This is a genomic window from Flavobacterium sp. HJSW_4, assembly GCF_042436695.1.
Classification (GTDB): Bacteria; Bacteroidota; Bacteroidia; order Flavobacteriales; family Flavobacteriaceae; genus Flavobacterium.
Genome location: NZ_JBHNPP010000006.1, coordinates 211902 through 230027, shown reverse-complemented (window position 1 = coordinate 230027; position 18126 = coordinate 211902). Strand labels below are relative to the sequence as shown.

Here is an 18126-nt window from a genome sequence, read left to right as displayed (position 1 = left end):
TTTTTATTCTAATAAGGAAGTTTTAATTTAATTTCAAAACGTCTGCTGTATGCTTTCTAAGCTCTTCTAAAAGTTCTGGCTTATCATTTAAAGTCTGGCCGTAAGAAGGAATCATTGTTTTTAATTTTGCTTGCCATTCTGGTGTTTTAATTTGATGTGTAAAACATCTGCTAACCAAATCTACCATAATTGCCACAGCTGTAGAAGCACCTGGAGAAGCACCTAATAAAACCGCTAAACTTCCGTCGTGCGTATTGATTACTTCTGTACCAAATTCTAAAACTCCGCCCTCTTTTTCATCTTTTTTGATGACTTGAACACGTTGTCCAGCTTTTTCTAATTTCCAGTCTTTTGAACGTGCTGTTGGAAGGTATTCGCGTAATGCTTTCATTCTGTCTTTTGGCGATTGACGCACTTGTTCGATCAAATATTTCGTTAAAGGAATATTGTGATATCCAGCTGCCAACATCGGAATTAAATTATTCGCCTTAATTGACAATGGTAAATCTAAATAAGAACCATTTTTCAAGAAACGAGTTGAGAATCCTGCAAATGGGCCAAAAAGAAGTGCTTTTTCGCCATCAATTACACGAGTATCAATATGAGGAACAGACATTGGAGGAGCTCCAACACTTGCTTTTCCGTATACTTTTGCTTGGTGTTTAGCAATTACTTCAGGATTTGTACATTTTAACCATTGTCCGCTTACTGGAAAACCTCCGTAACCATTTCCTTCTGGTACATTTGCTTTTTCCAATAAAGGAAGAGAACCTCCTCCGGCACCGATAAATACAAATTTAGTATACGCCTTACGAGTATTTCCTGTAGACAAATCTTTAATTTTAATTCTCCAAGATTTATCTTCACGCTGTCTTAGTTTTTTAACTTCGTGGTTAAAGAACAAAGAAACGCCGTCTAGTTTTTCTAAGTAATTGAACATACTTCTTGTTAAAGCACCAAAATTAACATCGGTACCAATTTCCATATGTGTTGCCGCTAATTTTTCATCAGGGTTTCTTCCTTCCATTACCAACGGCATCCATTTTTGGAGCTGTTCGAAATCGGTACTGAAAGTCATTTCAGAGAAAATCGGATTGCTTTGAAGCGCCTCGAATCTCTTTTTTAAATAATCTACGTTTTTATCTCCCCACACAAAACTCATATGAGGTACGCTTTTAATAAAATTATCCGGAGACGGCACTTTATTTTGCTGCACTAAGTAAGACCAAAACTGGCGAGAAATCTCAAACGACTCTGCAATGCTTATCGCTTTTTTAGGATCTATGCTTCCGTCAGCCTTTTCTGGAGTATAATTTAATTCACAAAAAGCAGAGTGTCCCGTTCCAGCATTATTCCAAGCATCAGAGCTTTCAGCTGCAGCAACATCTAATCTTTCGTAAATTTCAATTTTAATATCTGGTTGTAATTCTTTCAAAATTACTCCAAGAGTGGCACTCATTATTCCAGCGCCAATGAGTACTACATCACTATTTGAACGTATGGTTTCGTCAGGCATAACAGTATTTTTATTTAAAATGCAAAGGTACTTTTTTAATTGCAAAAAAAAACTAATTTTTAGATGATAAAAGTTAGGATTTTCTAAAAACCATTAAATTATAAATAAAAAATACGACGAACAGCGTTATTTTTTTGCGGAAAGATAATCTTGAAGGAGAATTGTAGCAGAAATTTCGTCTATTAATCCTTTATTCTGACGTTGCTTTTTGTTTAAACCACTGTCGATCATCGTTTGAAATGCCATTTTTGAAGTAAAACGTTCATCAACACGAATTACTTTCATATCTGGAAAAATATTCGAAAAGTGTGTTGCAAAGCCATTAATAACAGAAGCGCTTTCAGACGGCATTCCGTTCATTTGCTTTGGTTCGCCAATTAAAACCGCTTCGACTTTTTCTTTAGCAAAATAATCTTTTAAAAAGTCAATCAAAGTATGTGTCGGAATCGTTGTTAAACCCGAAGCTATGATTTGCATTTCGTCTGTAACTGCAATTCCTGTGCGTTTTTGTCCGTAATCTATTGAGAGGATTCTTGGCATGATTTATTTTTTCAGCAAATTTACTTCAAAATATTGTTTATCGATTTAATTGCTTGAAAAATTCCATTTTAAGTTTCATAAAAAATCCGCCCTGAAAAAACTCAAGACGGACTTTATCCAAATATTCAAACCTAAAAAATAACTCAATTTATCTTCCGAACAATCTGCCGAAAAAACCTCTATGTTCTTCCTCTTCTCCTGCATCCTCTTCTTCTGAGTAGTTAGCGAACTTTGCTTGAGATTTTTCATGTTCGTAAATCAACTCCTTAATATATTCAACGTAAGTTCTTTTCTTTTCTTCTAAGAAACCGATTAAGTACTTTTCGCTAAATTCAACGCCGCTTGCTGCTTCAATTTGCAACAATTTTTTATATAAAGGCTCAATATGCATCGCAATTACTTCTTGCGGCACAGCTTGTCTCCTTCCGAAATAATTGACGATAACGTCGTTTTCGTCGCGGGCGATTTCAAAATCTGTAATTACCCAATAGTATCTTCCAGACTTTGCAAGATTTTTTACAATAGCGTGAAAGTTTTTCCCGTTTTTAAGATTTTCCCAAAGCACTTTAAAAATTACTTTTGGCATATCTGGGTGACGTATGATGTTATGAGGCTGCCCCATTAATTCATAGTCTTCGTAACCACAAACATCTACAAACACTTCGTTTGCATATTCTATAATGCCATAAGCATTTGTTTTACTCATAATGACCTGAGTTTTATCCCAGCTTACTTCTTTGTCAATGATTACTCTGTTTTGAAGGTGATTTTCTTGATTCATATTTTACTGCTTATATGATTATTTTATGGAATGGAATGTTGATCAACACTGCGAAATTAAAGTGAAGAAAAAAGAGAAAGCCTGACTTTTGTCATATTTTGACATAAAAAAAACTTTTAGGGACAGCAAAATAAAATTTAAATCACTATAGATTTTTTAAGTTTTACAAATAAGAAACAAAAAGTTAAATCTGTAACATTTTCGAGTCGTTTTGCTTTTTCGCATTTCTACAAATACGTTATCTTTGCCAAAAAATTAAACGTATGAATTCTTTACAGACTATAATTGAACAAGCTTGGGAAAACAGAGCTTTATTGCAAGAAACTACAACTACAGATGCCATTAGAGAAGTAATCGAATTGGTAGACTCAGGAAAATTACGTTGTGCTGAACCAGTTGGTGACAAATGGCAAGTAAACGAATGGGTTAAGAAAGCGGTTGTGATGTATTTCCCGATTCAAAAAATGGAAACATGGGAATCTGGTATTTTTGAATACCACGATAAAATGTTGCTAAAAAGAAATTATGCTGAAAAAGGAATCCGTGTGGTGCCAAACGCTGTTGCTCGTTATGGTGCTTACATTTCAAGCGGTGTAATCTTAATGCCAAGTTACGTAAACATTGGTGCTTATGTTGACGAAGGGACAATGGTTGATACTTGGGCTACTGTAGGAAGCTGTGCTCAAATTGGCAAAAACGTACACTTAAGCGGTGGTGTTGGTATTGGTGGTGTTCTTGAGCCATTGCAAGCTGCTCCTGTTATTATCGAAGACGGTGCTTTTATCGGTTCTCGTTGTATCGTTGTTGAAGGTGTTCACGTTGGTAAAGAAGCTGTTCTTGGAGCTAACGTATGTTTGACAGCGTCTACAAAAATTATCGATGTTACAGGTGATGAGCCAGTTGAAATGAAAGGTTATGTTCCTGCTCGTTCTGTAGTTATCCCAGGAAGCTACACTAAGAAATTTGCTGCTGGAGAATACCAAGTTCCTTGTGCATTAATTATTGGAACTCGTAAACCATCTACAGATTTAAAAACTTCTTTAAACAATGCACTTCGTGAGTACGACGTTGCTGTATAGGTTTTAAAAAATCAATTATAAAAAAAATTCCAAACTCCAATTCTTGTAATTGGGATTTGGAATTTTTTATTTGAAGTTTATTTTTATCTATTCTTTTTTTGAAGTTTTATAAGCTTCGCATATTTCATATAAGAGAAAAATGCCTGAATCATTGCGATTGTCAATCCGTCAAGACCATTGAAAATTCCTTTTTTAAAGAAATAGCAACGAATAAACGCTACAGTTCCGTTAAGAACAGGTTTAAACGCATTGATTCTTTTTCCTTGATCGAACAATTGTTGGGCGTGCCATCCAGAATATTGATTTTTTTTCGCAATAATCTGATCGAAAGAATCCCATCCGTAATGCAAAATGTGTACGGCAACCTTTTTCTCGTTTTGAGCAATAATTTTCTGATGCACTTTAGAATCTGAAGGATGCGCTGTTTGTTTATTAAAGAAACGAACTTTATGATCTGGATACCAGCCTGAGAAATCAATCAATTTATCAGCTAAAAAGTTTTTAACTCTAAAGCTCATAGCATCGTAGTTTCCTTCTAAATATTTTTTCTTTAGAATAAATTCCTCAGCATCTTTATCCAGAAATTCATCTGCATCAAGATTTAAAATCCAGTCGTTTTTGCAAAAAGGCAATCCATGCGTGCGCTGCGGGCCATCTCCTAGAAATACCTGCTGAACAACCTGCGCTCCTTTTTCTTTAGCTATTTCTACTGTACGATCTTTACTAAAAGAATCTACAATTATAACTTCATCGCAAACTTTAAATAAGGCATCAATACATTTTCCAATGTTTTTTTCTTCATTGAAAGTAATTACCAAACCGCTAATTCCCATTGTAAATTTTAATTTGTTGAGCACAAAAATATAACTTTTTAATTTAGTTTAATCTTATTACCGCCATCACTTGTAGACTTCATAAAATAGTTCGTATTTTAGCTTCCAAATTGAATAAAAAATCAGATGAGAATACTAGTCATTCAGCAAAAAAGAATCGGAGATGTTTTAACGAGCACAATTATTTGTAACAACTTGAAGAGCAAGTTTCCAGATTCTACAATTGACTATATGTGTTATCCAAATTCAGTTGATGTTCTTTTAGAAAATCCGAATATTGATAACATTATTCCGGTGACAAATAAAATTAGAAAATCGACTTTTGGATTTTTTAAATTCATTTTTGAGATTCGAAGAAAAAAATATGATGCAGTAATCGATGTTTACAGCAAATTAGGAACGAACTTAATTACGTTTTTTTCTGGAGCAAAATATAAAGTTTCGTACCATAAATGGTATTCTAACATATTTTACAATTATAGCTACGAGCGTTTTGATGCCATAAAATCAGAATATGGTTTGGCAATTGAAAATAGATTATTGCTTCTTAAACCTTTTTTTACTGAAAAGATAACGAATGTAAAACCGAAAATCTTTTTGAAAGAATCTGAGATTGCTGAAGCAAAAAACCTTTTAAAAAGCCACAATATCGATCCTGAAAAACCGCTTATTATGTTTGGAATTTTAGGAAGCGAGCATTACAAAACTTATCCGCTTGACGGAATGGCAAAAATTATTGATTTTACAGTAGCAAAAACAAACGCGACTATTCTCTTTAATTATATTCCGAACCAGAAAGAGCAAGCTTTGGAGGTTTATAATAATTGTTCAGAGGAAACAAAAAAACATATTATTTTTGATTTATACGCTACAGATCTACGTCAGTTTTTAGCAATACTTTCTCAATGCGAAATGCTAATTGGAAATGAAGGCGGTGCTGTAAATATGGCAAAAGCTTTAGAAATTCCGACTTTCTCTATTTTCACTCCTTCTGTTAGAAAAGAAACATGGCAGCTGTTTGAAAATGAAGCGAAAAACGTTTCTGTTCATTTAAAAGACTTAAAACCAGAAATCTACGAAAAACACACAGAACAATACATCAAAGAACATACTTTTGAATATTACGCTGAATATCCATTGGAACTTATGCTCAAAAAGTTAGAGACTTACTTTCAAGAATATAAAAATTGAAAAAGTAAAAGCATCACCAATGAATAGTGAAAAGCAAAAATTATCAGTATTGATTATTACGCTTAATGAAGAACAGCATATAAAATCGCTTCTTGAAGACATCGATTTTGCTGACGAAATAATCGTTGTTGATTCTTTTAGCACCGACAAAACGGTAAATATTGTTGAGTCTTTCAAAAACGCAAAATTAATTCAAAACTCTTTTACCGATTATACTTCCCAAAGAAATTTTGCCTTAGATCAGGCTAAAAATCAATGGGTTCTATTTATTGATGCTGATGAAAGATTAACATCTGAATTAAAATCTGAAATCGTTACAACGATTAATGCTGAAAATACAGCAAGCGCTTATTTTATCTATCGCATTTTTATGTTTAAAAACAGTAGACTGAATTTCAGCGGTTGGCAAACAGATAAAATTTTCAGACTTTTTAATAAATCAAAATGCAGATATAACGAAGAAAGAACCGTTCATGAAAAACTAATTGTAGAGGGGCCAATTTCTACTTTAAAAAACAAAATAATACATTTTTCGTACTCTTCTTATGAGGATTACAAATCGAAAATGTATAATTATGGAATTCTCAAAGCCAATGAAAAATTAGCAAAAGCAATAAAACCTTATTTTTTACTGCAATTGCTTCATCCTTTATACACTTTCCTGTACCAATTTATAATCCGTTTTGGTTTTCTTGACGGAGGAAAAGGCGTTACGATATGTTATCTGAATGCTTACAGCGTTTTTATTCGCTATAAAGAGCTAAGAAGGCTTACTTCTTCCAGAATTTAAGCTTCTTTTTCAAACGTTTTTTTCGATAGAATTTCTCTTGAAAATCTGAAGTAAATTTCCATAAAGTATCAAAAATCTTTTCTTCAGGTTCGCTATAATATTTAGCATATTCATTACTCATTACCGCTACCATTTCTTTTAAAGGCGTTAAACGGCACAAGTTTTTCATACGCATTTCAAAAGGCATAGAATCATGAAATTCCATTCTATTCAAATCTACCAGAAAGAAATCATAATTTCCGCTTGCGTTTTTCTTAATTAAAGTATTTCCAGGGGAATGGTCTAAAAATTCAATTCCTTTTTCGTGAAGGTCAAAACTAAATTTAGTAAACTGTCTTAAGATATTTTCGCGGTCTGGAAAATCGGGTACTTCTACCAATTCTCTATACGTAAGATCACATTCTAACTGTTCACTTACATAAAAGCTTTTTTCTAAACCTATTATTGATGAAAATTCAGCAAATGCAATAGGTTTTGGAGTTCCAACACCTAATTCTAGCAATCTATTTGCAAACTCAAAAGAGCGTTTTGCTTTCGATTTTCTGAAGTATTTATAAGCGATTTTATTGATAAAGTGCGGAACTTTAAACGATTTTATATTTATTTTCTTGTCGTCTAAATCAAAAAGTTTTATCTGATTGCGCTGGCCAATTACAAAGTCCTCTCCTTTTGTATTGAAAAAACGAATATATTCAAGAAGAATATTTTCAAATTTTTCATATCCGCGATTTAATCTTAAAATCATAAAAATTGTTTCAGCAAATTTAGCTAGTTTTACCAACTAATAAAAACTATTTCGAAGATAATGCATATTACTCTTATAAGTTTAGACAACTGGGGACTCAACAAACACATAGCTGTAGACTTAGAAAAACAGGGACATACTGTTCGTCATATTGATTTTAATACTTTCAAATACAAATATCCGTCGGTATTTCATAAAGCCTATAATGTTATTTTAAAAGCGTTCTTTAAAACTAATTTGAAGCATCAGCATTACGGAAAAGAAATCATCAATGAATTAAAAAAGAACGATCAGATTCAAGATGTGATTTTGACAATAAAAGGAGACTTTATAACTCCTGAAAGCATTTTAGAATTTAAAAATTACACTAAAAAATCAATCGGATTCTTTAATGATAATATTTATCGCTGTCCAAAAATCAAACGAGTTCTTCATTGCTTTGATGAAGTTTTTTCGTTCGAAAAAGAAGATTGTGCAAATTTCAATTTAAAATTCGCTTCAAATTGGATCTACAATTCAGAAAACGCAACTACTTCAACGGAATTCGAATATGACGTTTTTAATATCAGTTCAATTGATAAAAGGCTTCCGATATTAAAAAGAATCGCAGCCAATTTAGCTTCGCAGAATTCAAAATTCAAATTCATTGTTTATGATAAAAAACAGAAAGACAATGATGAAAATATTACATACATAAGAAGTCACATGCCTTTAAGCGAAGTTAACGATTACATTAACCGTTCAAAAGTACTTTTAGACATCAATCGACTTGGCCAAAGCGGACTAACATTTAGAGTTTTTGAAAGTTTAGGCTTAGAAAAGAAACTTATTACCACAAATTCGGACATTAAAAATTACGATTTTTATAATCCCAATAACATTTTAATTATTGACGAAAAAGATCCAATCATACCGATGGCTTTTTTCGAAAATGAATATCAAAAAATACCAGATTCAATTCTAGAGAAATATACTTTGAAAGGCTGGACCAATCATGTTATTCTAAAAGACAATCAATAGTAAATTCGGAATCATAAGCACTTCGCTTTTACAAACACTATAAAAAACAATTACAAGTAAAATTTATAACTTTGTAATCTTAAAATATAATTTGTAAAATGAACGAGGAAATCATCAACGCATACGAGGTAATTAAAAACGGAGGTATAATTTTATATCCGACAGATACGGTTTGGGGAATTGGCTGTGACGCTACCAATGCTGAAGCTGTTGCTAAAATCTACAAATTAAAACAGCGCGCCGAAACACAAAGTATGATTGTTTTAGTGAATGGTGAAAAGATGATCTACAACGTATTTAAAGACATTCCTGAAGTTGCTTGGCAAATCTGGGACCTATCAGACAAACCAACCACTTTAATTCTTGATAACGCAAGAAACGTTGCTCCCAATATTATCGCTGCCGACAAATCTCTAGGAGTTAGATTGGTAAAAGAACCTTTCTGCTACAAATTGATGGAGAGAATGAAAAAACCTTTGGTTTCTACTTCTGCAAATATTTCAGGACAGCCTACACCAATTGCTTTCAAAGATATTAGTCCAGAGATTATTAATGGAGTTGATTATGTAGTAAAATTAAACCAAGATAAAATAAACGGAAAATCGTCTACAATAATCAAATTAACCAATGATTCGCAGGTAAAAGTTATTAGAAAATAGTTTTTATTTCGGGTTTCATGTTCCGTTTTAAACTTGAAACCTGAAACTTTAAACTTTAAACAACCTTAAGGCTTTCAACCAGCCAATCGATATCTTCTTTGGTGTTGTAATGACTAAATGAAATTCGGAGATTTGGTAATTTTAAATCGGTCTCCGAAAGCATTTCATTTAAAACATGAGAAGGCTTAATACTTCCAGATTGGCAAGCGCTCCCTCTAGAAACCGCAATTCCTTTCATATCTAAACTAAAAAGTAGCATCGAAGTTTTGTCTGATGAAAAAGGCAGAATGATATTGATGATATTATAGAAATCATCTTTTTTTCCATTAATTCTAAAATCTGGAAAATGGATTTCTAACTGCTCTATCACATAGTTTTTCAAACCTAAAATATAAGCTCTTTCTTCCTCTAATTTTTCATAAGAAATAGACAAAGCTTTTGCCATTCCAGCGATTTGATGCACTGCTTCGGTTCCTGCTCGAAGACCTTTTTCCTGTTCACCTCCAAAAAGCAGTGGCTGTAAACCAGAGTTTTTTCGAATAAAAGCAAATCCGATTCCTTTTGGTCCGTGAAATTTATGCGCACTTGCCAAAATAAAATCAATAGGAGTCTTTTGCAGATCGATTTCAGTTTTTCCGATAGACTGAACTGTATCAGAATGAAACAAAGCATTGTATTGCTTACAAATCAAGCTCACACGATCCAAATCTAAAATAGTTCCTGTTTCGTTGTTAACATGCATTAAACTCACAATTGTCTTTTTTTCGTCAGACAATAAATTAGACAAATGCGTTAAATCTAAACTCCCATCTGGATTTACTTTAACATAATCAACTTGGATATTATATTCTTCTTGAAGTGCCCAAACAGAATGTAAAACTGCATGGTGTTCAATTTTTGAAGTAATGATTCTTTCTACTTTTAAATCTTCAACAGCAGAGCGAAGGATCCAATTGTCAGCTTCAGTTCCGCCAGAAGTAAAAATAATTTCTTGAGCAGTACAATTTAAATGTTTAGCAATGCTCTTTCTTGAAAGTTCTAATATTGTTTTACCGTTTCGTCCAAAACTATGTGTAGACGAAGGATTTCCGTAATCCTCAAGCATGATTTTCGTCATTTCCTGAATCACTTCAGGACGCATTGCAGTTGTTGAGGCATTATCTAGATATACTTTTTTCATCGCTGCAAAGTTAAGAAATATCAATTGTGAAAACTTAAATATAATCTGGCAATTTTTTCACTATTTTTGACCCAAATAAATTTTACGATGAAAAAATATGCTGCCCTCCTATTGTTTGCTCTTTTTTTGAATGGATGCGACGATGGAGATTTAACTGTAGATAAAATAGATTTTGCAGATGTCCAAGAGTCAACAGCCTGTGATCCTTTAACAAACGCCTTGATTTATAAAATAAAATCTCAAGAAGCTCTTTTATTGCAAATGCCTGAAGGAGCAATTATTAATGATGAGGGGACGTACACTTATACAATAGATGCAAAAGGCAACGGATCATACCGAGTGGTTTACAGAGCTTATGATGGAACTGTTTCCAAAGAAAACATCTGCGGTCTTATTCCGCCAAGCACACCAAAAGTAACTGAAGAATGGCTTGGAATTGATGGAGTAATAGAAATTACGACTAAACAAATAGCTCCAAAAAATAATCCTGATGATGGAGGAACTAGAATTACTGGTTATGAGCATACCATTGTTTTTAGAAACATAACATTTGCAAAACCAGCAGGAAACCAAACAGAAGCAGAATTTAAATTTGGAACATATAATACTACCGTAACACCTGCCAATTTAACGTTTAAAACTAATCCAAACGGCTCGGCTTATGAGTGTGATGAAATCGGTAGAGTATACAATTACAATAACACCTTCTATTTATCAATTGATGATATCGATCCTGCATTACTTGTCAATGAAGTAACAGCTAGTAACCAGCCACGTACAAGTTTAATAACAGCAACACAAAACAAAGTATTTTACAGAACTGCATTAGCAGAAACTGGATCTATTACACCTGCTTTTATTTGTGCTAAAGTACAACCGAGTTCTCCTGCAATTGACGAAACATGGACAGGGCAACTGGGTATAGCCAATACAAGTGGGATTATAGAAGTAACCACTACTGTATCAACTAATGCAATAGGACAAGTTTACACGCACACAATTGTACTTAAAAATGTAATTTTAGCAAAAGGAAATAGTAGTTTTAAACTTGGAAGCAGTTTCGTTCTAGGAAAAATTGACCGACAAACAACCAACTAAAAACATGATTCTTTAAAAGAAATAATTCTTACAAAAAACGTCTGCTTTTTGAAATGATTTTAAGAATAAATCAGAACAAAAAGCAGACGTTTTTTATGCTTTATAATGAAGTCTTATTTACTTGAAATAAGACTTATTATTTATTGTTTTGTCTTATATAAACTTCGGTTGCTCCGAGGCCATACTTTTGATAATTGGCATCGTGGAAATCAATTCCATCATAACGGCCCAATAAAAAATCAAGTTCGGCTTTTAAAATCCCTTCACCAACACCATGAATAAAAACAATTTTCGGAATGCGGTTTCGTATCGCAAATTCGATGTGTCTTTTTGCAGTTTCTGTCTGTAAAGTCAAAATATCATAATTGGACATTCCGCGTTTATTTGGAACCAATTTTTCGATGTGCAAATCAAATTCTGGTACACCAACCTCACGTTTGTCTTTCTTTTCTTTAACAAAACTTCTTGGTTTTGGTTCCGTTTTCTCTTTTACGACTTCATCTAAATTAATTCTTTTAATAGAATTCATTAAATTACTGGAATCTTGAATCTTAACCAATTCATTGACTGAAAATGTCATCATAAATCCATCCTCAGTTTCAATCAAAACTTCGTTGTTTTTAACCGAAACCACCGTTCCATTTATGGCTTCATCGAGTACAGAAACCTTATCTCCTTTTGCAAGCATTCTACTCTTCTTTATCGTTATTTTTACTTGGTGTTTTAGCACTCAATTGCATCATTCCGAACATGAAAACTACAATTGCAGCAATCATGATATAGATGTTTTTTTCTTCTGAAACCTGCTCGTAAAACGCAACTGATATCGCAAGAATCATTATTATAATTTTAAAAGTTTTCATCTATTCTCTGTTTTAAGATTTCAAAAGTATAAAACTTTCAAGTACTACTTCTATACTACTCCAAAGGTTTGTCATATTTTTTTAGTAAAATTGCAAAAAGATCTGTCATGAGTTTAGAGAAATATATGATTCCTTGCCTGTTCAAAACCTTCTTTGGTTATGACTGTTTAGGGTGCGGATTTCAGCGGTCTTTATTCTTACTTTTTCAGGGCGATTTTTCAGCTGCTTTTAAAATGTATCCTGCCATTTATACCTTCCTTATACTCTTCATTTTTATAGCACTTCATTTATTGGATAAGTCTAGAAATTACAAAAAAATCATCTGGAACGTTGCCGTAGTTAATTTCGTTTTTATGCTTGTCGGCTATTATTTCAAACACTTTTATTTTTAGATTTTAAAAATCGCTTCGGTCTTTTTTAGAATTTGTAATTTCAAACAACATTTATTTTTTAATCTGATTCAAAATATCATTCATCATCTCGATTTGCACTTTTTGAATTTCGATTAATTCTTGCTGTTGATGCATAATTAAATGATCGATTTTATCATGAATCAATCGAATCTCTAATTCCGATTTCAGATTGATCATATAATCTTTTTTAGCACGATTACGATCTTTTTCTTCTTGACGATTTTGACTCATCATAATTACTGGCGCCTGCAGAGCTGCAACGCAAGAAAGAATTAAATTCAGTAAAATAAATGGATACGGATCAAAACCTTTATTTAAAAAAATAAAAACATTTGCACCAATCCATACTGAAATAAAAACGACGAACGAAATAATAAAAGTCCAGCTTCCGCCAAAATCAGCCACTTTATCGGCAACTCTTTGTCCTAAATTTCTAACTTCTTCTTCATCTTCAACAATACTCACAATCGATTTATCCTCTTTTAATGAAGAAATAACATTCTCTTCCATTGCCGAAAGCGCTCCGATTTCTGTTGAAAGATAATTTGAAATATATTTTTGACGATAAACATTTAATTCTTTAATAGCAATACAGTCATCGGCACAAAAATCAGGATATTCTTTCTTAATTAATCCTAAAATTGGATCGTGTATTGATCTACCGCAAACTTTCTCCTTTTCATCAAAAGAAAGTCCAGAAATTGCACTTTTAAATGTTTGATTGTTTTTCATTTCAATATGTTTTAGGAGCTAATTTACGCAATTAACTTCTTAAGAATTCTATAAAAAAGAAGAGTTTGCAATTCATTTTTTATCACAAATCTCACTTTGCAAAGAAAATTTCTTTAGTTAAATCGTGATTTTATTTCCAAAAAACGCCTTACTTTTAACGTTCCAAAATTATTCATTCATTTTTACCATTGTGACAAAAGAAAATATCATACAAAATATAAGAGCTTTAAAAAGCCACTCACACATAAATTACGGCATTAAAACCAAAACAGAAGATTTTACAGAAAAGCTTTTTTACACTCTGTTTGATTCAAACGCGGCATTAGACGAAAGCATTGACGAATTGGAGTTTCGTTTCAAAGAAATTGCTGTTTTGGCCTGCAAAAAGCCTCAAAATTTATGCGAATCTATTTGGGATCGCTTTTTAGAAAAACTTCCTGGGGTTTTAGAAAAGCTAAATCAAGATGCCGAATATATTCTTGAAAATGACCCCGCTTCAAACAGTATTGATGAAGTCTATTTGGGTTATCCTGGGTTTTACGCCATCGCAATTTACAGATTGAGCCACGAATTGTATCATCTTGACTTACTGCTTTTTTCTCGATTAATGAGCGAATACGCACACAGAATCACAGGTACAGATATTCATGCAGGAGCTGATATTGCATCGCCGTTTTTTATCGATCACGCAACAGGTATCGTAATTGGTGAGACTACCATTATCAAAAAACATGTAAAAATTTATCAAGGTGTTACGCTTGGTGCATTAAGCGTAAGCAAGGAAATGAAAAATGCGAAAAGACACCCAACTGTCGAGGCAAATGTTTGCATTTATGCAAATGCAACAATTCTTGGCGGAGAAACTGTAATTGGAAAAAACAGTGTTGTTGGAGGAAATGCATGGGTTACCAAATCGATTCCAGCAGATTCTATCGTTTTAAACACCACTACTACTAAAGTTAAAATCAAAGAAAAAAAATAACATGAATTCACATAAATTATTAAACCTAATTGGCAACACTCCATTAATGGAAACAGTCAATCTAGTTCAAAATAAAAATGTAAAACTTTTACTGAAACTGGAAGGAAATAATCCTGGAGGAAGTGTAAAAGACAGAGCTGCTTATAACATGATTGCCGCAGCATTAGAAAGAGGAGACATCAAAAAAGGAGATAAATTAATTGAAGCAACCAGCGGAAACACTGGTATCGCTCTTGCTATGATTGCTCAATTATTTGGGATCGAAATCGAATTGGTTTTACCAGAAGATTCTACAAAAGAGCGTACTCAAACTATGCGTGCTTATGGCGCGACGGTGATTCTTACGCCTGCAAGCGAAGGAATTATCGGTTCTAGAGATTATGCTGATAAAAAAGTAGCTCAAGGCGGTTATTTGATGTTAAATCAGTTTGCTAATGATGATAACTGGAAAGCACATTACAAAACAACAGGACCTGAAATTTGGAACGATACTGACGGAACGGTAACGCATTTCGTTTCTGCAATGGGTACAACGGGAACTATTATCGGGACTTCTACTTATTTGAAAGAAAAAAATCCAAACGTTCAGATTGTTGGCGCACAGCCAAGTGACGGTTCTCAGATACCTGGAATTCGTAAATGGCCACAGGAATATCTTCCTAAAATTTTCGATGCTTCTAAAGTGGATACGGTTGTCGATGTGAGCGAAGAAGAAGCGCGTGCCATGACCAAAAGACTTGCACTAGAAGAAGGCGTTTTTGCAGGAATGAGTAGCGGAGGTTCTGTTGCTGTTGCCTTAAAAATCGCAGAAAAATTAGAATCTGGAGTTGTCGTTGCCGTTATCTGCGATAGAGGCGATAGATATTTATCTTCGGATTTGTTTGATTAAAAAAAGACACTAAGATGCTAAGGTTCTAAGATTCTAAGTTTTGAAAAGCCTTAAAAACCTAGAGACTTAGCATCTTAGAAACTCAGAACCTTAGCAACTTAAAAAAATGAACTACAGAAAACTAGGAAAAACAAACTTTAATATATCTGAAATTTCGCTTGGAACTTGGCAGGTTGGCGGTAAATGGGGATCGGGTTTTGATGATAAAACAGCCGATGAACTTTTGAATACTGCTATCGATAATGGCGTAAACTTTATTGATACTGCTGATGTTTATGAAAACGGATTAAGCGAAACTGCTGTTGGAAGAGTCGTTCGCTCTCGTTCTGAACGTATTTTTGTTGCTACAAAATGCGGACGCCAAATCAATCCGCATGTTAATGAAGGATATACACCAAAAGTACTTCAGAAATTTGTTGAAGACAGCTTAAAAAGAACTGGTTTAGAAACATTGGATTTAATTCAGTTGCATTGTCCGCCTACAGAAGTTTATTATCGCCCAGAAATATTTGAACTTTTTGACCGATTAAAAGAACAAGGAAAAATTCTTAATCTTGGTGTAAGCGTTGAAAAAGTCGAAGAAGCTTTAAAAGCAATTGAATATTCGAATGTAACTACGGTTCAAATTATCTTCAATTTGTTTCGTCAGCGTCCTTCTGAGTTATTTTTCTCGGAAGCCAAAAAGAAAGATATCGGAATCATTGCGAGAGTTCCTTTAGCAAGTGGACTTTTAACGGGTAAATTTGATTCAAAAACAACTTTTGAAACTCAAGACCACCGAAATTTTAATCGCAATGGAGAAGCTTTCGATAAAGGAGAAACTTTCTCTGGAATTGATTACGAATTAGGATTAAAAGCCGTTGAAGAATTAAAAGCTTTATTTCCAGAATCAAAAAATCTAGCAGCAATTGCACTTCAATGGATTTTGAGTTTTAATGAAGTAAGCTGTATTATTCCGGGCGCATCAAAAACAGAACACGTTTTATCGAATTTATCAGTTTATGATACTCCAAAATTAACTTCAGAACAAATTGCTGCAATGAACAAAATCTACAGCGATCTTATTAAGCCTTCTGTTCATCAGGTTTGGTAAATCATATATAATATCTCTTAAGATGTTGAAATTTTTTACGGCTTCAGCATCTTAAAAGACTAAAACTTCTAGGAAAAAATTTCTTACAACTTTTACGCAACCTTTTCTATATTAGCACATCTAATAATAAAACTAATCAAAAAATCATTAACCATGAAAAACCTAAGTTTTATATTATTTGTTGTGTCGCTACTATGCTTTTCTTGTAGCAGTGATGAAACCACTCGAGAAGAAGAATCTGCAAAACTTGAGAAAATGTATAACGAAATTGTAGCGTATTCTCAAATCAATTCAAAAACTTGCACCAATCCAGAAGAATGGGCGTTTACGAAATTCGGCAATTCCAATTGCTCTTCATACATTTTGTACAATAAACAAATAGATGCCGCTGTTTTTCAAAAGAAAGTTGACGAATACATTGTTGCAAAAGGAAAATTTAATGTAAAATGGGGTGTTTTATCTGATTGCATGCCAATGCAAGTACCAGCTTTAATTCCATCTCAAATAGAATGTAAAGACGGAAAACCAGTTATAAAATACGGTCTTCCTGAAAATTAACATCATTTAAGGTTACTAAGGTTTGCAGCAAAATTTTAGTAACCTTAAATTTTTAAACATCAAATTCAATTTTAAACTCCGCACCTTTATTTTTTCCTTCGCTCGATGCGGTCAGTCGTCCTTTGTTTCTTTCAATTATTTTTTTGCACAAATACAATCCAATTCCGGTAGAACCTTCACTTGCAGTCCCTAGTCGGCTCATTTTAGTGAATTTTTTAAATAGTTCTTCAATTTGGTTTTTATCGAATCCCATTCCGTTATCTTTTACGGTTAAAACCAATTTTGAATCTTCAGAAAAGATTTTAACTTTAATTTCATTATCAAAATAAGAAAACTTAACTGCATTGCTGATTAAATTTACCAAAACCTGAACCAAAAGCCCTTCGTCTATTTTCAAGTTAGCTTCGGCACATTCCAGAACCAAATCCATTCTTATGTTTTTATCCAACAATCGCTGTTCTACTTGTTCGTTGATAAAAGGAAGAATCTTAGAAAATGAAACCAACTTAATCTCTTGGTTTACTTTTGCTATTTCATCTTGTTCTTTTAGCAATTTGATGAAATTTTCGATATATCTAAATTGCAGATCCGATTCGCAAATCAATTCAGCCAAATTTGTAACAGATTCCGATGGATTTTCACTTATAATCAATTTCGCTAAACCTTGCGGATTTCCAGCAAAATTCTTCAAATCATGCGAAAGCATATAGATAAGATCCTGTTTTTCATTAATAAAATTTTCGGCTTCATTAATAGATTCCTGAATGTTACACAAAAGCAATCCTGCTTCATCTGTATATTCTGTTGGTAAAGCAGAGAGTTTCCTAGAAGCTCTGTAGTCATCCAAAGCTTTTGAGGCTGTGGCAATTGGCTTTATCAATCTATTTAAAACCAAAAGTGTTATCGCCGTTGCCAGCAATGTCATAATTAAAGAAAAAACAAGAATTGAAGCAGATGATATCTTATGTTCGAAAAATAAAACGAAAAACAAGATTCCGATTAAGGGAATATGAATTCCGATAAAAGCAACAAATAGAAATTTAAAAGCATAACTTTTTTTAAGAAAGCTGATTTGTGAGAGCTTATGATACAACTTCATAAAAAGAAAAAAATAGTAGGTTAATATGTAATTTTATTGGGTTTATTACATAAACAAAATTAACT

General features: G+C 33.0%; 21 protein-coding genes. 11 read left to right on the top strand and 10 right to left on the bottom strand.

Annotated elements, in window-relative coordinates; genetic code table 11:
* Positions 1-22 precede the first annotated feature (22 nt).
* The 3 genes from ACE01P_RS08280 to ACE01P_RS08270 all read right to left on the bottom strand — a co-directional run bounded on the left by ACE01P_RS08280 (position 23) and on the right by ACE01P_RS08270 (position 2837).
* Positions 23-1516, bottom strand: coding sequence for a malate:quinone oxidoreductase (locus tag ACE01P_RS08280; protein ID WP_379696129.1), 1494 nt, complete (start codon positions 1514-1516; stop codon positions 23-25).
* 126 nt (positions 1517-1642) lie between these two features.
* Positions 1643-2056, bottom strand: a complete 414-nt coding sequence (gene ruvX / locus ACE01P_RS08275) for a Holliday junction resolvase RuvX (protein WP_379696127.1) — start codon at positions 2054-2056, stop codon at positions 1643-1645.
* A 148-nt stretch (positions 2057-2204) separates the two neighbouring features.
* Complete coding sequence (locus ACE01P_RS08270; protein WP_379696125.1) at positions 2205-2837, bottom strand: PAS domain-containing protein; 633 nt, start codon at positions 2835-2837, stop codon at positions 2205-2207.
* Between the two features lie 263 nt (positions 2838-3100).
* Here ACE01P_RS08270 and ACE01P_RS08265 point away from each other — a divergent pair, with 263 nt between their 5' ends.
* Positions 3101-3916, top strand: a complete 816-nt coding sequence (locus tag ACE01P_RS08265) for a 2,3,4,5-tetrahydropyridine-2,6-dicarboxylate N-succinyltransferase (RefSeq protein WP_379696123.1) — start codon at positions 3101-3103, stop codon at positions 3914-3916.
* 83 nt (positions 3917-3999) lie between these two features.
* Here the strand turns inward: ACE01P_RS08265 and ACE01P_RS08260 are convergent, their stop codons facing one another.
* Positions 4000-4749 carry a glycosyltransferase family 2 protein gene (locus ACE01P_RS08260; protein WP_379696161.1) on the bottom strand — a complete coding sequence of 250 codons (750 nt, stop codon included), beginning with the start codon at positions 4747-4749 and terminating at the stop codon, positions 4000-4002.
* A gap of 126 nt (positions 4750-4875) precedes the next feature.
* Here ACE01P_RS08260 and ACE01P_RS08255 point away from each other — a divergent pair, with 126 nt between their 5' ends.
* Positions 4876-5940, top strand: a complete 1065-nt coding sequence (locus ACE01P_RS08255; RefSeq protein ID WP_379696121.1) for a glycosyltransferase family 9 protein — start codon at positions 4876-4878, stop codon at positions 5938-5940.
* A gap of 19 nt (positions 5941-5959) precedes the next feature.
* Entirely contained in the window at positions 5960-6730 is a 771-nt protein-coding gene (locus ACE01P_RS08250; protein WP_379696119.1) for a glycosyltransferase family 2 protein, read from the top strand.
* On the opposite strand, the gene ACE01P_RS08245 is transcribed toward ACE01P_RS08250, so the two are convergent.
* Positions 6711-7475, bottom strand: a complete 765-nt coding sequence (locus tag ACE01P_RS08245; protein WP_379696117.1) for a lipopolysaccharide kinase InaA family protein — start codon at positions 7473-7475, stop codon at positions 6711-6713. The genes ACE01P_RS08250 and ACE01P_RS08245 overlap by 20 nt on opposite strands.
* A 60-nt stretch (positions 7476-7535) precedes the next feature.
* Here ACE01P_RS08245 and ACE01P_RS08240 point away from each other — a divergent pair, with 60 nt between their 5' ends.
* Positions 7536-8495 carry a hypothetical protein gene (locus ACE01P_RS08240; protein ID WP_379696115.1) on the top strand — a complete coding sequence of 320 codons (960 nt, stop codon included), beginning with the start codon at positions 7536-7538 and terminating at the stop codon, positions 8493-8495.
* Positions 8496-8593: 98 nt separating this feature from the next.
* Positions 8594-9154, top strand: a complete 561-nt coding sequence (locus ACE01P_RS08235) for an L-threonylcarbamoyladenylate synthase (RefSeq protein ID WP_379696113.1) — start codon at positions 8594-8596, stop codon at positions 9152-9154.
* A gap of 55 nt (positions 9155-9209) precedes the next feature.
* Here ACE01P_RS08235 and ACE01P_RS08230 read toward each other — a convergent pair whose 3' ends face one another.
* Positions 9210-10334 (bottom strand): cysteine desulfurase family protein, encoded by a 1125-nt coding sequence (locus ACE01P_RS08230; protein ID WP_379696111.1) that lies wholly within the window; start codon positions 10332-10334, stop codon positions 9210-9212.
* 87 nt (positions 10335-10421) lie between these two features.
* Between ACE01P_RS08230 and ACE01P_RS08225 the strand changes: the two genes are divergently transcribed.
* Positions 10422-11432: a hypothetical protein gene (locus tag ACE01P_RS08225; RefSeq protein WP_379696109.1), complete on the top strand. Its 1011-nt coding sequence runs from the start codon at positions 10422-10424 to the stop codon at positions 11430-11432.
* Positions 11433-11568: 136 nt separating this feature from the next.
* Here ACE01P_RS08225 and ACE01P_RS08220 read toward each other — a convergent pair whose 3' ends face one another.
* Positions 11569-12120: a Smr/MutS family protein gene (locus ACE01P_RS08220; RefSeq protein WP_379696107.1), complete on the bottom strand. Its 552-nt coding sequence runs from the start codon at positions 12118-12120 to the stop codon at positions 11569-11571.
* 1 nt (position 12121) lies between these two features.
* Positions 12122-12295: a hypothetical protein gene (locus tag ACE01P_RS08215; protein WP_198857127.1), complete on the bottom strand. Its 174-nt coding sequence runs from the start codon at positions 12293-12295 to the stop codon at positions 12122-12124.
* A gap of 107 nt (positions 12296-12402) precedes the next feature.
* On the opposite strand from ACE01P_RS08215, the gene ACE01P_RS08210 reads away from it, so the two are divergent.
* Positions 12403-12687 carry a DUF2752 domain-containing protein gene (locus tag ACE01P_RS08210; protein WP_379696105.1) on the top strand — a complete coding sequence of 95 codons (285 nt, stop codon included), beginning with the start codon at positions 12403-12405 and terminating at the stop codon, positions 12685-12687.
* A gap of 51 nt (positions 12688-12738) precedes the next feature.
* On the opposite strand, the gene ACE01P_RS08205 is transcribed toward ACE01P_RS08210, so the two are convergent.
* Complete coding sequence (locus ACE01P_RS08205; protein WP_379696104.1) at positions 12739-13440, bottom strand: DUF1003 domain-containing protein; 702 nt, start codon at positions 13438-13440, stop codon at positions 12739-12741.
* A gap of 190 nt (positions 13441-13630) precedes the next feature.
* Between ACE01P_RS08205 and epsC the strand changes: the two genes are divergently transcribed.
* From epsC to ACE01P_RS08185, 4 genes are all read left to right on the top strand, one after another.
* Positions 13631-14422, top strand: a complete 792-nt coding sequence (gene epsC, locus ACE01P_RS08200) for a serine O-acetyltransferase EpsC (protein WP_379696159.1) — start codon at positions 13631-13633, stop codon at positions 14420-14422.
* 1 nt (position 14423) lies between these two features.
* Positions 14424-15311 (top strand): cysteine synthase CysM, encoded by an 888-nt coding sequence (gene cysM / locus ACE01P_RS08195; RefSeq protein ID WP_379696102.1) that lies wholly within the window; start codon positions 14424-14426, stop codon positions 15309-15311.
* A 106-nt stretch (positions 15312-15417) separates the two neighbouring features.
* Entirely contained in the window at positions 15418-16404 is a 987-nt protein-coding gene (locus tag ACE01P_RS08190; RefSeq protein ID WP_379696100.1) for an aldo/keto reductase, read from the top strand.
* Between the two features lie 153 nt (positions 16405-16557).
* Entirely contained in the window at positions 16558-16962 is a 405-nt protein-coding gene (locus ACE01P_RS08185) for a hypothetical protein (protein WP_379696098.1), read from the top strand.
* 52 nt (positions 16963-17014) lie between these two features.
* Here the strand turns inward: ACE01P_RS08185 and ACE01P_RS08180 are convergent, their stop codons facing one another.
* Positions 17015-18061, bottom strand: coding sequence for a sensor histidine kinase (locus ACE01P_RS08180; RefSeq protein WP_379696096.1), 1047 nt, complete (start codon positions 18059-18061; stop codon positions 17015-17017).
* Positions 18062-18126: the final 65 nt, after the last annotated feature.

What these genes read in the sequence shown, in the direction of transcription:
- ACE01P_RS08280 (WP_379696129.1), bottom strand. Translation starts at nt 1,516, where the DNA reads ATGCCTGACGAAACCATACGTTCAAATAGTGATGTAGTACTCATTGGC.
- ruvX (WP_379696127.1), bottom strand. Translation starts at nt 2,056, where the DNA reads ATGCCAAGAATCCTCTCAATAGATTACGGACAAAAACGCACAGGAATT.
- ACE01P_RS08270 (WP_379696125.1), bottom strand. Translation starts at nt 2,837, where the DNA reads ATGAATCAAGAAAATCACCTTCAAAACAGAGTAATCATTGACAAAGAA.
- ACE01P_RS08265 (WP_379696123.1), top strand. Translation starts at nt 3,101, where the DNA reads ATGAATTCTTTACAGACTATAATTGAACAAGCTTGGGAAAACAGAGCT.
- ACE01P_RS08260 (WP_379696161.1), bottom strand. Translation starts at nt 4,749, where the DNA reads ATGGGAATTAGCGGTTTGGTAATTACTTTCAATGAAGAAAAAAACATT.
- ACE01P_RS08255 (WP_379696121.1), top strand. Translation starts at nt 4,876, where the DNA reads ATGAGAATACTAGTCATTCAGCAAAAAAGAATCGGAGATGTTTTAACG.
- ACE01P_RS08250 (WP_379696119.1), top strand. Translation starts at nt 5,960, where the DNA reads ATGAATAGTGAAAAGCAAAAATTATCAGTATTGATTATTACGCTTAAT.
- ACE01P_RS08245 (WP_379696117.1), bottom strand. Translation starts at nt 7,475, where the DNA reads ATGATTTTAAGATTAAATCGCGGATATGAAAAATTTGAAAATATTCTT.
- ACE01P_RS08240 (WP_379696115.1), top strand. Translation starts at nt 7,536, where the DNA reads ATGCATATTACTCTTATAAGTTTAGACAACTGGGGACTCAACAAACAC.
- ACE01P_RS08235 (WP_379696113.1), top strand. Translation starts at nt 8,594, where the DNA reads ATGAACGAGGAAATCATCAACGCATACGAGGTAATTAAAAACGGAGGT.
- ACE01P_RS08230 (WP_379696111.1), bottom strand. Translation starts at nt 10,334, where the DNA reads ATGAAAAAAGTATATCTAGATAATGCCTCAACAACTGCAATGCGTCCT.
- ACE01P_RS08225 (WP_379696109.1), top strand. Translation starts at nt 10,422, where the DNA reads ATGAAAAAATATGCTGCCCTCCTATTGTTTGCTCTTTTTTTGAATGGA.
- ACE01P_RS08220 (WP_379696107.1), bottom strand. Translation starts at nt 12,120, where the DNA reads ATGCTTGCAAAAGGAGATAAGGTTTCTGTACTCGATGAAGCCATAAAT.
- ACE01P_RS08215 (WP_198857127.1), bottom strand. Translation starts at nt 12,295, where the DNA reads ATGAAAACTTTTAAAATTATAATAATGATTCTTGCGATATCAGTTGCG.
- ACE01P_RS08210 (WP_379696105.1), top strand. Translation starts at nt 12,403, where the DNA reads ATGAGTTTAGAGAAATATATGATTCCTTGCCTGTTCAAAACCTTCTTT.
- ACE01P_RS08205 (WP_379696104.1), bottom strand. Translation starts at nt 13,440, where the DNA reads ATGAAAAACAATCAAACATTTAAAAGTGCAATTTCTGGACTTTCTTTT.
- cysM (WP_379696102.1), top strand. Translation starts at nt 14,424, where the DNA reads ATGAATTCACATAAATTATTAAACCTAATTGGCAACACTCCATTAATG.
- ACE01P_RS08190 (WP_379696100.1), top strand. Translation starts at nt 15,418, where the DNA reads ATGAACTACAGAAAACTAGGAAAAACAAACTTTAATATATCTGAAATT.
- ACE01P_RS08185 (WP_379696098.1), top strand. Translation starts at nt 16,558, where the DNA reads ATGAAAAACCTAAGTTTTATATTATTTGTTGTGTCGCTACTATGCTTT.
- ACE01P_RS08180 (WP_379696096.1), bottom strand. Translation starts at nt 18,061, where the DNA reads ATGAAGTTGTATCATAAGCTCTCACAAATCAGCTTTCTTAAAAAAAGT.